Below are 11,954 nucleotides of genomic sequence, written 5' to 3' on the forward strand. Positions count from 1 at the left end.
AGAAAGCCTTTGACTAATGGAGCTTCCAGAGATGAACGACATGGCCCACCTGGTCCCCGCACTGCCCGACAGCATCTTCCGCGCCTATGACATCCGCGGCGTGGTCGGCAAGACCCTGCACGCCGAAACCGCCTACTGGATCGGCCGCGCCATTGGCGCGCAGACGCTCGCCCAAGGCGAGCCGCAGATTTCCGTCGGCCGCGACGGCCGCCTGTCCGGCCCGATGCTGGTCGAGCAATTGATCAAAGGCCTGGCCGATGCCGGTTGCCAGGTCAGCGACGTCGGTCTGGTGCCGACCCCGGCGCTGTATTTCGCTGCCAATGTCCTGGCCGGCAAGTCCGGCGTGATGCTCACCGGTAGCCACAACCCTTCGGATTACAACGGTTTCAAGATCGTGATCGCTGGCGATACCTTGGCCAACGAACAGATCCAGGCCCTGCTGACTCGCCTGAAAACCAACGACCTGACCCGTGGCGAAGGCAGTGTGGAAAAGGTCGAGATCCTCGAGCGCTACTTCCAGCAGATCGTCGCTGACGTGAAGCTGGCGAAAAAGCTCAAGGTGGTGGTGGACTGCGGCAACGGCGCTGCCGGCGTTATCGCGCCGCAGCTGATCAAAGCCTTGGGCTGCGAAGTCATCCCACTGTTCTGCGAGGTGGATGGCAACTTCCCCAACCACCACCCGGACCCGGGCAAGCCTGAAAACCTTGAAGACCTGATCGCCAAGGTCAAGCAAACCGGTGCCGATATCGGCCTGGCCTTCGACGGCGACGGTGACCGCGTCGGTGTGGTGACCAACACCGGCAGCATCGTTTACCCCGACCGCCTGCTGATGCTGTTCGCGCAGGACGTGCTGGCGCGTAACCCGGGGGCCGAGATCATCTTCGACGTCAAATGCACCCGCCGCCTGACACCGCTGATCGAACAACACGGCGGCCGCGCCTTGATGTGGAAGACTGGTCACTCGTTGATCAAGAAGAAGATGAAGCAGACAGGTTCGCTGCTGGCCGGCGAGATGAGCGGGCACATCTTCATCAAGGAGCGCTGGTACGGTTTCGACGACGGTATCTACAGCGCCGCACGCCTGCTGGAGATCCTCAGCAAGGCTGGCCAGGACGCCGAAAGCCTGTTTGCCGCATTCCCGAACGACATTTCCACGCCGGAAATCAATATTGATGTGACCGACGAGGGTAAATTCAGCATCATTGATGCACTGCAACGCGACGCCGACTGGGGCCAAGCCAGCCTGACCACCATCGACGGTGTGCGGGTCGACTATGCCCAGGGCTGGGGCCTGGTTCGCGCCTCCAACACCACGCCGGTGCTGGTGCTGCGCTTCGAGGCCGAAAGCGACGCCGAGTTGCAACGTATCAAGGATGTTTTCCGCGCCCAGTTGCTGCGGGTTGCCCCTGAGCTGCAACTGCCGTTCTGACCGACTATCTGTTCCTTACAGGAGCCCTGCATGACCCTCGATCGCGATGCCGCTTCCCATGTAGCCGAGGTTTTGTCCGAAGCACTGCCTTACATTCGCCGTTTTGTCGGCAAGACCCTGGTGATCAAGTACGGCGGCAACGCGATGGAGAGCGAGGAGCTCAAGACCGGGTTTGCCCGTGACATCGTGCTGATGAAGGCCGTGGGCATCAACCCGGTGGTCGTGCACGGTGGTGGCCCTCAGATCGGCGACCTGCTCAAGCGCCTGTCGATCGAAAGCCACTTCATCGACGGCATGCGTGTCACCGACGCGGCGACCATGGACGTGGTTGAAATGGTGCTGGGTGGCCAGGTCAACAAGGACATCGTCAACCTGATCAACCGCCACGGCGGCAGCGCCATCGGCCTGACCGGCAAGGACGCGGAGCTGATCCGCGCCAAGAAGCTCACCGTGAGCCGCCAGACGCCGGAGATGACCCAGCCGGAAATCATCGACATCGGCCACGTCGGCGAAGTGGTCAGCGTCAACACCGACCTGCTGAACATGCTGGTCAAAGGCGACTTCATCCCGGTGATCGCGCCAATCGGCGTGGGTGCCAACGGTGAGTCGTACAACATCAACGCCGACCTGGTGGCCGGCAAGGTGGCCGAAGCACTGAAAGCCGAGAAGCTGATGCTGCTGACCAACATCGCCGGCCTGATGGACAAGCAAGGCCAGGTCCTGACCGGCCTGACCACCGAGCAGGTGAACGAACTGATCGCCGACGGCACCATCTACGGCGGCATGCTACCGAAGATCAAGTGCGCGCTGGAAGCGGTCCAGGGTGGCGTGAACAGCTCGCACATCATCGACGGCCGCGTGCCGAATGCGGTGCTGCTGGAGATCTTCACCGACAGCGGCGTGGGCACCTTGATCAGCAACCGCAAGCCACGCTGATCGCCTGCACTGGCCCTATCGCCGGCTTGCCGACGATAGGGCCGTAAAAGGCAACAGATAAAAAAGGCGACCCGAAGGTCGCCTTTTTCATTACCGAGCCGCAATCAGATCCCGTACTGCGCCCGATAGGCATCGACCGCCGGCAGATGCTGCTTGAGCTGCGGATCATCGGCCAGGAACTCCAGCACCTGGGTCAGCGAAACGATGCTGACTACCGGGATACCGAAGTCACGCTCCACTTCCTGGATCGCCGACAGTTCGCCATTGCCGCGCTCTTCGCGGTTGAGCGCGATCAGCACGCCAGCGGCCTTGGCCTGCTGGGCATTGATGATCTGCATGACCTCGCGGATGGCAGTGCCAGCGGTGATCACGTCATCGATGATCAGGACGTCACCGGCCAGTGGCGCGCCGACCAGGCTGCCGCCTTCGCCGTGATCCTTGGCTTCCTTGCGGTTGAAGCACCACGGCACGTCCAGCTGATGTTGCTCGGCCAGGGCCACGGCGGTGGCCGCAGCCAGCGGGATACCCTTGTAGGCCGGGCCGAACAGTACGTCGAACGGGATCTTGCTGTCGACGATGGCCGCCGCGTAGCAACGCCCCAGCTGAGCCAGGGCAGAACCTGTGTTGAACAGGCCGGCATTGAAGAAATACGGGCTGGTACGCCCCGATTTCAGGGTGAATTCACCGAAGCGCAGAACGCCGCGATCGATGGCAAAACGGATGAAGTCGCGCTGATACGGCTGCATGGAAAGTCCCGGACACCACGGATTTAGCTAAATGGGTTGAGCTCGGGTATCATACACGCACGAGATTTTTGGGGCCATTTATGCGGATCATCAGTGTGAACGTAAATGGCATTCAGGCTGCAGCCGAGCGTGGATTGCTCAGCTGGTTGCAAGCCCAGAATGCCGACGTCATCTGCCTTCAGGATACCCGCGCCTCGGCCTTTGAACTCGACGACCCAGCTTTCCAGCTCGATGGCTATTTCCTTTATGCCTGCGACGCGGAGGTACCCGCCCAAGGTGGCGTGGCACTGTACTCGCGCATGCAGCCCAAGGCAGTCATCACCGGCCTGGGCTTCGAGACAGCCGACCGCTACGGGCGTTATCTGCAAGCAGATTTCGACAAAGTCAGTATTGCCAGCCTGCTATTGCCTTCGGGCATGAACGGCGACGACGACTTGAACCAGAAGTTCAAGTTGATGGACGACTTCGCCAAGTACCTGGACAAGCAGCGGCGCAAGCGTCGTGAGTACATCTATTGCGGCTCGTTCTACGTGGCGCAGCAGAAGCTCGACATCAAGAACTGGCGTGACAGCCAGCAGTCGCCAGGCTTCCTGCCGCCTGAGCGTGCCTGGATGGATGCGATCACTGGCGACATGGGCTACGTGGATGCCCTGCGCGAAGTCAGCCGTGAAGGTGACCAGTACAGCTGGTGGCCGGACAACGAGCAGGCCGAGATGCTCAACCTGGGCTACCGGTTCGACTACCAGATCCTCACCCCGGGCCTGCGCCGCTTCGTGCGCAATGCCCGCCTGCCGCGTCAGCCGCGCTTCTCGCAGCATGCGCCGCTGATCGTCGACTATGACTGGACGTTGACCATCTGAGCACTGTTCAGATATGAAAAAGCCGACATTGAAGTCGGCTTTTTCATACCTGCAGGATCAATCAGTCGGCCAGAGCGACCTGCTGCAGTTCGAAGATCTCGTTCATGCCCTTCTGCGCCAGCGCCAGCATGGCGTTGAAGTCTTCGGGCTGGAACGGCGCACCCTCTGCAGTGCCCTGCACTTCGATGAAACCACCGGCACTGGTCATGACCACGTTCAGGTCGGTCTCGGCAGCGGAGTCTTCCAGATAGTCCAGGTCGAGTACGGCTTCGCCCTGGTACATGCCCACCGATACGGCGGCGATCATGTGCTTGAGCGGATTGCCGCCCTTCAGGCCACCCCGTTTCTTGATCACTGCCAGGGCATCGACCAAGGCGACCATGGCGCCGGTGATCGACGCGGTGCGGGTGCCGCCATCGGCCTGGATCACATCGCAGTCGACGTACAAGGTGATGTCACCCAGCTTGCTCATGTCCAGCGCGGCGCGCAGCGAGCGGCCGATCAGGCGCTGGATTTCCAGGGTGCGACCACCCTGCTTGCCACGGCTGGCTTCGCGCTGGTTACGCTCACCGGTGGAGCGCGGCAGCATGCCGTACTCGGCGGTCAGCCAGCCTTGGCCCTGGCCTTTGAGGAAGCGCGGTACGCCGTTTTCAACGCTGACCGTGCAGATGACCTTGGTGTCACCGAACTCGACCAGTACCGACCCTTCGGCGTGCTTGGTGTAGTTGCGGGTGATGCGGATCGAGCGGAGCTGATCGGCGGCGCGACCACTTGGACGTTTCATCTGGGATACCTGTACTGGGACTTTGAATCTGCCCGGCATTATAAAGCCCGTAGCCCGGTGAGGACATGCTTATTGTCGGGCCGCGCACAGCCTGTCGCCTTTTCCCACCGACCGATGAGGGCTCTGTAACATGGGCGGATTGGGCGCCAAGGGCGCACTGCGCTACAATCCTGCGCCTTGCAGCCGAAAGGCTTTCCCGTTCACATCATCTACGCGAGGTACTCCCCATGGTGCACAGCATGACCGCTTTTGCTCGTGTCGAGCGCGCAGGCAGCCAAGGCACCCTGGTCTGGGAACTGCGCTCGGTCAACCACCGCTACCTTGAACCTCACCTGCGCCTGCCCGACGCCCTGCGCGACCTGGAAGGCGCGGTGCGTGAGGGTCTGCGCCAAGGCTTGTCGCGCGGCAAGGTCGAATGCACCTTGCGCCTGCACGAAGACAGCAACGGCAAACCACTGAAGGTCGACCGCGAGCGTGCCGCACAACTGGTCGCCGCCGCCGAAGAAGTGGCCGGCCTGATCAAGCAGCCGGCGCCGCTCAACCCGCTGGAAGTGTTGTCCTGGCCGGGCGTGCTGGTGGCCGACGCCAGCGACCCGCAGGCGCTCAATGCCGAAGCCGTGGCACTGTTCGACGAGGCTCTGGCCGAATTGAAGGCCGGGCGCCTGCGCGAAGGCCAGGAGCTGGCACGCCTGATCAACGAGCGGCTGGACAGCATGGCCACCGAGGTCACCACCCTGCGTGCCCTGGTACCGCAGATGCTGGCCGCACAACGGCAGAAGATCATCGACCGCTTCGGCGACCTCAAGGCCGAGCTCGACCCACAACGGCTTGAGCAGGAGATGGTGCTGCTGGCACAAAAAAGTGACGTTGCCGAAGAGCTGGACCGCCTCAGCACCCACGTCAATGAAGTACGCCGGGTGCTCAAGTCCGGGGGGGCCGCTGGCCGGCGCCTGGACTTCCTCATGCAGGAGCTCAACCGCGAGGCCAATACCCTGGGCTCCAAGGCCTTCGACCCGCGTAGCACGCAAGCGGCGGTCAACCTGAAGGTACTGATCGAACAGATGCGTGAACAAGTACAGAACATCGAGTAAGGCCACCCCTACCATGAACCACAGCAGCGGCACCCTATATATCGTCTCGGCCCCGTCAGGTGCCGGCAAGACCAGCCTGGTCAACGCCCTGATCAAGGACGACAAACGCGTCAGCGTTTCTGTCTCGCACACCACGCGCGGCAAACGCCCGGGCGAGGAGCACGGCATCAACTACCACTTCGTCAGCCATGACGAATTCAAGGCGCTGATCGACAAGAACGACTTCCTTGAACACGCCGAAGTGTTCGGCAACTTCTACGGCACCTCGCGTAGCACGCTGCAGCAAGTGCTGGACCGGGGCGATGACCTGATTCTGGAAATCGACTGGCAAGGCGCCCGTCAGGTGCGCGAGCTGATGCCCGAAGCCCGTTCGATCTTCATCCTGCCACCCAACCTGGAGGCGCTGCGCCAGCGTCTGGACGGGCGTGGGCAGGACAGCGATGAGATCATTGCCGGCCGCATGAAAGAGGCCGTCAGCGAGATGCAGCACTACGACGAGTACGAGTACGTCATCATCAACGACGACTTCGATGTGGCGCTGGAGGAGTTGAAGGCCGTGTTCCGCTCGAACCGTTTGCTGCTGTGCAAGCAGCAGGAACGGCACGGGGCATTGCTCAAGCAGTTGATCGGCTGAAGATAGAGACAGTTGGGGCCGCTTTGCGGCCCTTTCGCGACACAAGGCCGCGCCTACCGCGGGGTTGTTGGGGCGCAACGCGCCCCACCCAGCATTATTCCTGCAGCTGCAGAGTCGCCTGCTGTCGCAGGGTAGCCCCCAGGAAGTAAGCCGGCGCGCGCATCCGCGACAGCATCATCAGCACTATCCCCAGTGCCGAAATGATCGCCGCAATCACGAACACCAATCCTACGCCAGCGACATGCGAGCCACTGCCGAAATCCGGCGACGCGCTGTCGATGGCGGTGCGCACGAAGATCACCGACAGGATCACACCACCCAACAGGGGGCACAGGCCGCGCATGCAGAAGTGGCGCAGGCTGTCGAACAGGCTGTGGCGGAAATACCACACGCAGGCAAACGCGGTCAGCGAATAGTAGAAGCAGATCATCATGCCCAGGGCGGTGATGGTGTCCGCCAGCACGTTTTCGCTGAGGGTACGCATGGTCACGTAGAACAGGCCTGCGGCAACGCCGGCACAGATGGTTGCGTAACGTGGCGTCTGCGAACGCGGGCAAACCTTGGCAAAGCGCTCTGGCACCGCACCGTAGTAACCCATGGCGAGCAGCGTGCGCGCCGGAGAGACGAAGGTCGACTGCAGCGAAGCGGCGGTGCTGGCCAGCACGGCGATGGACATCAGGATCGCCAGCGGCCCCATGACTGGCCCGGCCAGGTGGGCAAAGACGTTCTCCTGGATACGCGGGTTGTTCAGTCCCAGCCCTTGCTCGCTGATCCCCGCGAATTGCAGGGTGGCGATGGCGGTGAGCAGGTACAGACCAAGAATCAGCAGCACGGTCCAGGTCGCCGCTTTGCCCGGCACCTCGTCGCTGCCGATCGATTCCTCACTGACGGTCAGGCACACGTCCCACCCCCAAAAGATGAAGATCGACAACGACAGGCCAGCGGCAAAGGCCGAGAACGACTCCACGCCGAAGGGGTTGAACCAGGCCAGGTCGAACTCCAGCGGCGCTGGCGCGGTGGTCTCACTGAAGGCGGCGAAGGCAAAGCCGATCAGCACCAGCAGTTGCAAGGCCACCAAACCATATTGCACGGTCATGGTGGTGGCCATGCCGCGACAACAGATCCACACCGCCATGGCGATGAACACGCAACAGGTGGTGATGTTGATCAGCAGGTTATCCGCCAAGGCAGCCAACGCCTGGTTACCGGTGATCTGAGCCAGGAACAGATAAAAGAAATCAACGGCCACCCCGGCCAGGTTGGACAACACGATGGTGGTGGCAACGACCAGCCCCCAGCCACCGATCCAGCCGATCATCGGGCCGAAGGCGCGGGCCGACCAGGTAAAGGAAGTACCGCTGTCCGGCTCCGCCGCGTTCAGCTCACGGTAGCCCAGGGCGACCAGCAGCATGGGCAGGAAGCCGACGATGAAGACGGCCGGAAGGTGCTCGCCGACCTCCCGCACGGTGGGGCCAAGGGCGCCGGTCAGGGTATAGACCGGGGCGATAGTCGAAATGCCCAGCACCACGCTGGCCAACAGGCCAAGACGGCCTTTGGCCAAACCTTTGCTGCGCTGAGTACTGCCTGAATCGGCCACATCGGGTGGGCGGCCAGCTTCTGTGTAATCGCTCATGAGTATTTGCCGTAACTATTGGAATTGTTGTCACAGGCCCTGCGAACAAGGCGCTTTCACTCATTGAAAGCTTGCGTATCGGTATCAGTCATCCAAGACCTTCGGGTAACGACCCTACCGTGCAGCATGGGCAATGCAGGCCTCGCGGAACGCCTGGAACAGGCGTGTGGAGACCGGGTTGTCGGCAAAACGCCATTCCGGGTGCCACTGCACGCCAAGCACAAAGCCAGGCGCGTCAGGCATCGACACCGCTTCGATCAGGCCATCCGGGGCCCTTGCCTCGACGCGCAGGCCCGGGGCCAGGCGGTCGATGCCCTGACTGTGCAGCGAGTTGACCTCGAACTGCGCAGCCAGGCCCAGGCGCTCGAATACCCCGCCAGGCGCAATGCCGACGGGATGACGAGGGCCGTATTGCACCTCCAGGGGTGCGTCCTCAGGTTCACGGTGGTCCAGGTAGCCCGGCAGCTCGTGCACGCGCTGGTGCAAGCTGCCGCCTAGGGCCACGTTCAATTCCTGGAAACCACGACAGATACAGAACACCGGCACGCCGGCGGCAATGGCCGCCTGCAACAGCGGCAAGGTCAGGCGGTCACGTGCAAGATCGTGCCGGGTACCTTCCGCGCTGGGGGCGCCATTGTAATGATGCGGCTCGACATTTGAAGGCGAGCCGGTAAAAAGAATGCCATCGAGCCGTGCCAGCAACGCCTGCGTGTCGCTGCCCCCGTCGCGGGCCGGCAGGATAAGCGGGAGCCCGGCAAAGCCGGCCGCCTCGACATACTTGTCGCCCACCGTGTGCGACGAGTTCTTCCCCACCTGCTGACGGCAGGCGCTGACACCGATCAAGGGGACCGCAATTGCGCTCATGGGCTTACACCGTGTGCAGGTACCAGTTGTACTCGAGGTCGGAGATCGATACTTCGAACTCGGCCAGCTCACTTTCCTTGCAGGCCACGAAGATATCGATGTAGTCCGGGCTTATGTATTGGTTGAGGACTTCGCTGTCATCCAGCGCGCGCAGGGCATCGCGCAGGTTGTTCGGCAGGCTTTGCTCCAGCTGTTCGTACGAGTTGCCTTCAATCGGCGCGCCAGGCTCGACCTTGCTGGTCAAACCATGGTGGATCCCCGCGAGAACTGCCGCGAGCATCAGGTAAGGGTTGGCGTCGGCGCCCGCTACACGGTGCTCGATGCGCACGTTTTCACTGCTGTCGGTCGGCACGCGAACCGCTACGGTACGGTTGTCCAACCCCCAGCTCGGCGCATTCGGCACGTAGAACTGGGCGCCAAAGCGACGGTACGAGTTGACGTTCGGGCACAGGAAGGCCATCGACGCCGGCATGGTCTCCAGCACGCCACCAATGGCATGGCGCAGAGCATCGCTTTGCAGTGGGTCTTCATGGGCAAAGATGTTCTTGCCGGTCTTCTTGTCGAGCAGCGAAATGTGCACGTGCAGGCCGTTGCCCGCCTGGCCTGGGTAAGGCTTGGCCATGAACGTGGTGTCCATTTCATGGTCGTAGGCGACGTTCTTGACCAGGCGCTTGAGCAGGATCGCGTAGTCGCACGCCTTCAGCGGATCGGCAACGTGGTGCAGGTTGACTTCGAACTGCGCGGGCGCGCTTTCCTTGACGATGGCATCGGCCGGCAGGCCCTGCTCCTTGGCCGCTTCCAGCATGTCCTGCAGGCAGTCGACATATTCGTCGAGGTCGTCGATGAGGTAGACCTGGGTCGACTGCGGACGCTTGCCCGAAGTGGGCGAGCGCGGCGGCTGCGGACGACCGTTGAGGTTGTCCTGGTCGATCAGGTAGAACTCCAGCTCGAACGCGGCGCAGATGTCCAGGCCCAGGTCATCGAACTTGCTCACCACCTGGCGCAGCACTTCGCGCGGGTCGGCGAAGAACGGCTCGCCCTCGAGCTCGTGCATGGTCATCAGCAACTGGGCGGTCGGGCGCTTCTGCCAGGGTTCGTTGCAGAGCGTGCCGGGGATCGGGTAGCAGATCCGGTCGGCATCGCCGATGTCCAGCCCAAGCCCTGTGCTTTCCACGGTCGAGCCATTGATATCCAGGGCGAACAGCGATGCCGGCAGGTTGATCCCCTTTTCGTACACCTTGTGCAGGCTGGCCCGCTCGATGCGCTTGCCACGTACCACGCCATTCATGTCGGAGATCAGCAGATCGACGTACTGAGTGTCCGGATGGGCCTGGAGGAAGTCTTTCATCTCGCTGGAAGAACTGGCGCACGGGGTGACCGACGTCATGGTGTACATCCTTTGATGTGCTGCGGCGATGTGGGGATACGGCTGGCGCCTCACGGGCGACGATGGTTGCAGCTGTTGTTTTTTTAACTTTCCCATCGTGGGGATTGGTTACCCGACCGGGCGCATTGATTCCCGGGGGCAGTTCCACTATAAAATGGCCTCAACGCAACAGACATTGGCATTTCGGCAAGTAGAGCGTGCACCAATGCAATATCAGATCACCCACGCCGACCTCTCCCTGGTCCTGGCCCTGGAGCGCGGGCGCTCACTGGCCAAGGCCGCCGAACTGCTCAAGGTCGATGTTTCGACCGTGTTCCGTTCGATTCGCCGGCTTGAGTCGGCACTGGGCACCGCACTGTTCGTCAAGAGCCGCAAGGGCTACCTGCCGACCGACACCGCCCAGGCCCTGGCCGAGCAGGCCGAACGGGCCGAGCAGGCGCTGGATGCTGCGCGCATCGCCATGACCAGTGGCGAGCAGGTGGTGAGCGGCACCGTTCGTCTGACATGCACTGAGGCGGTAATGCACAGCCTGCTGCTGCCGGCGCTGGCCGAGTTCATGCCCAATTACCCGGCTCTGTCGCTGGAGATGGGCACGTCCAACACCTTCGCCAACCTCAGCAGGCGCGATGCCGACATCGCTCTGCGCCTGACCAATACGCCGCCCGAGCACCTGGTCGGCCGTTGCCTGGGTTCGACGTCCTATGTGATCTGTGGCCAGCCGCAATGGCGCGAGCGCCTGGACGAGTCCCACAACAGCGTGCCATGGATAGCCCCGGACGACTCCATGCAGGACCACCCCACCGTGGTCTGGCGCAATCAGCAGTACCCCGGGCTGAGCCCGCGCTACCAGTGCAGCAGCATGTCGACCATTGCACAGCTGGTAAGCACGGGGCTGGGCGTTGCGGCGCTGCCCGACTACATGGTCCATGCACTGCCTGGGGTCGAGGCGCTGAGCGGACCGCTGGCCGGTTGCGACACCCAACTGTGGCTGCTGACCCGGCCCGATTGCCGGGCCTTGCGCTCGGTGCAGACATTGTTCGAAGAGCTGACCCCAAGGTTGCGCGGCGCGATGTTGTGAGATACAAGATGAAGGTGTCTGTCGCGGCCCTTTGGCGGTGGTTCGGCGCCCCGGCAAGCCCGCGTCCACAGGGTGAGGGATGCAGGCCTGATGGGGTATCCGGCAAAACAGCGCTTCCCTATTGGCTGGTGATTTTTTAAACTATCGAGTCCGCCTGCCCATATTGGGCTGCACGCCCATCGCATTTGCTACTGAGGAAGACCATGGCCCGCGTAACTGTTGAAGACTGCCTGGAACACGTGGATAACCGTTTTGAGCTGGTCATGCTCTCGACCAAGCGCGCCCGTCAGCTGGCTACCGGCGGCAAAGAGCCACGCGTAGCGTGGGAAAACGACAAGCCGACCGTCGTTGCCCTGCGTGAAATCGCAGAAGGCATCGTCACCAACGAATTCATTGCCGCTGAAGAGATCGTCACCGAGGATCCGGTCTTCGCCGCGTTCGAGGACGAGTCCAACGAGGCTGTCTGATCGATGCCTGGTCGACGTCGCGCGGCGCAAGGCCCTCTTCCTCGG

11 protein-coding genes and 1 pseudogene are annotated in these 11,954 nt (G+C 62.3%); 7 read left to right on the plus strand and 5 right to left on the minus strand.

Going from position 1 to position 11,954, the window contains the following annotated elements; all coding sequences use genetic code 11:
- Positions 1-55: 55 nt before the first annotated feature.
- Together BLX42_RS19285 and argB are read left to right on the plus strand one after the other, a co-directional pair.
- Positions 56-1,429, plus strand: a pseudogene (locus BLX42_RS19285) (phosphomannomutase/phosphoglucomutase); the annotation flags it as partial.
- A gap of 30 nt (positions 1,430-1,459) precedes the next feature.
- Entirely contained in the window at positions 1,460-2,365 is a 906-nt protein-coding gene (gene argB / locus BLX42_RS19290) for an acetylglutamate kinase (protein WP_046786869.1), read from the plus strand.
- Positions 2,366-2,469: 104 nt separating this feature from the next.
- Here argB and pyrE read toward each other — a convergent pair whose 3' ends face one another.
- Positions 2,470-3,111, minus strand: coding sequence for an orotate phosphoribosyltransferase (gene pyrE, locus BLX42_RS19295; RefSeq protein WP_161872409.1), 642 nt, complete (start codon positions 3,109-3,111; stop codon positions 2,470-2,472).
- An 80-nt stretch (positions 3,112-3,191) separates the two neighbouring features.
- Here pyrE and BLX42_RS19300 point away from each other — a divergent pair, with 80 nt between their 5' ends.
- Positions 3,192-3,971, plus strand: a complete 780-nt coding sequence (locus BLX42_RS19300; protein ID WP_012312131.1) for an exodeoxyribonuclease III — start codon at positions 3,192-3,194, stop codon at positions 3,969-3,971.
- Positions 3,972-4,032: 61 nt separating this feature from the next.
- Here the strand turns inward: BLX42_RS19300 and rph are convergent, their stop codons facing one another.
- Entirely contained in the window at positions 4,033-4,755 is a 723-nt protein-coding gene (gene rph, locus BLX42_RS19305; protein WP_046786868.1) for a ribonuclease PH, read from the minus strand.
- Between the two features lie 227 nt (positions 4,756-4,982).
- Here rph and BLX42_RS19310 point away from each other — a divergent pair, with 227 nt between their 5' ends.
- The gene (locus BLX42_RS19310; protein ID WP_039604571.1) at positions 4,983-5,846 is read left to right on the plus strand and encodes a YicC/YloC family endoribonuclease; all 864 of its coding nucleotides are present in this window, start codon (positions 4,983-4,985) and stop codon (positions 5,844-5,846) included.
- 13 nt (positions 5,847-5,859) lie between these two features.
- Complete coding sequence (gene gmk / locus BLX42_RS19315) at positions 5,860-6,480, plus strand: guanylate kinase (protein ID WP_161872410.1); 621 nt, start codon at positions 5,860-5,862, stop codon at positions 6,478-6,480.
- Positions 6,481-6,574: 94 nt separating this feature from the next.
- Here the strand turns inward: gmk and BLX42_RS19320 are convergent, their stop codons facing one another.
- The 3 genes from BLX42_RS19320 to BLX42_RS19330 form a co-directional block, all read right to left on the minus strand.
- A complete protein-coding gene (locus BLX42_RS19320) occupies positions 6,575-8,113 on the minus strand; it encodes an APC family permease (RefSeq protein ID WP_046786866.1) in 1,539 nt (512 codons plus the stop codon).
- Between the two features lie 114 nt (positions 8,114-8,227).
- A complete protein-coding gene (locus BLX42_RS19325; protein WP_115273276.1) occupies positions 8,228-8,977 on the minus strand; it encodes a gamma-glutamyl-gamma-aminobutyrate hydrolase family protein in 750 nt (249 codons plus the stop codon).
- Between the two features lie 4 nt (positions 8,978-8,981).
- The gene (locus BLX42_RS19330; protein ID WP_371316823.1) at positions 8,982-10,325 is read right to left on the minus strand and encodes a glutamine synthetase family protein; all 1,344 of its coding nucleotides are present in this window, start codon (positions 10,323-10,325) and stop codon (positions 8,982-8,984) included.
- 244 nt (positions 10,326-10,569) lie between these two features.
- Between BLX42_RS19330 and BLX42_RS19335 the strand changes: the two genes are divergently transcribed.
- On the plus strand, positions 10,570-11,442 hold the full coding sequence (locus tag BLX42_RS19335) for a LysR family transcriptional regulator (RefSeq protein WP_046786863.1): 873 nt from the start codon (positions 10,570-10,572) through the stop codon (positions 11,440-11,442).
- A 203-nt stretch (positions 11,443-11,645) separates the two neighbouring features.
- On the plus strand, positions 11,646-11,909 hold the full coding sequence (rpoZ, locus tag BLX42_RS19340; RefSeq protein WP_012312123.1) for a DNA-directed RNA polymerase subunit omega: 264 nt from the start codon (positions 11,646-11,648) through the stop codon (positions 11,907-11,909).
- The last annotated feature ends 45 nt before the right edge of the window (positions 11,910-11,954 follow it).

Source organism: Pseudomonas sp. SG-MS2 (assembly GCF_009933855.1).
Taxonomy (GTDB): Bacteria; Pseudomonadota; Gammaproteobacteria; order Pseudomonadales; family Pseudomonadaceae; genus Aquipseudomonas; species Aquipseudomonas putida_E.

Excerpts from the sequence above, each read along its gene's own strand:
- argB (WP_046786869.1), top strand. The coding sequence starts at position 1,460 with ATGACCCTCGATCGCGATGCCGCTTCCCATGTAGCCGAGGTTTTGTCC.
- pyrE (WP_161872409.1), bottom strand. The coding sequence starts at position 3,111 with ATGCAGCCGTATCAGCGCGACTTCATCCGTTTTGCCATCGATCGCGGC.
- BLX42_RS19300 (WP_012312131.1), top strand. The coding sequence starts at position 3,192 with ATGCGGATCATCAGTGTGAACGTAAATGGCATTCAGGCTGCAGCCGAG.
- rph (WP_046786868.1), bottom strand. The coding sequence starts at position 4,755 with ATGAAACGTCCAAGTGGTCGCGCCGCCGATCAGCTCCGCTCGATCCGC.
- BLX42_RS19310 (WP_039604571.1), top strand. The coding sequence starts at position 4,983 with ATGGTGCACAGCATGACCGCTTTTGCTCGTGTCGAGCGCGCAGGCAGC.
- gmk (WP_161872410.1), top strand. The coding sequence starts at position 5,860 with ATGAACCACAGCAGCGGCACCCTATATATCGTCTCGGCCCCGTCAGGT.
- BLX42_RS19320 (WP_046786866.1), bottom strand. The coding sequence starts at position 8,113 with ATGAGCGATTACACAGAAGCTGGCCGCCCACCCGATGTGGCCGATTCA.
- BLX42_RS19325 (WP_115273276.1), bottom strand. The coding sequence starts at position 8,977 with ATGAGCGCAATTGCGGTCCCCTTGATCGGTGTCAGCGCCTGCCGTCAG.
- BLX42_RS19330 (WP_371316823.1), bottom strand. The coding sequence starts at position 10,325 with ATGAAAGACTTCCTCCAGGCCCATCCGGACACTCAGTACGTCGATCTG.
- BLX42_RS19335 (WP_046786863.1), top strand. The coding sequence starts at position 10,570 with ATGCAATATCAGATCACCCACGCCGACCTCTCCCTGGTCCTGGCCCTG.
- rpoZ (WP_012312123.1), top strand. The coding sequence starts at position 11,646 with ATGGCCCGCGTAACTGTTGAAGACTGCCTGGAACACGTGGATAACCGT.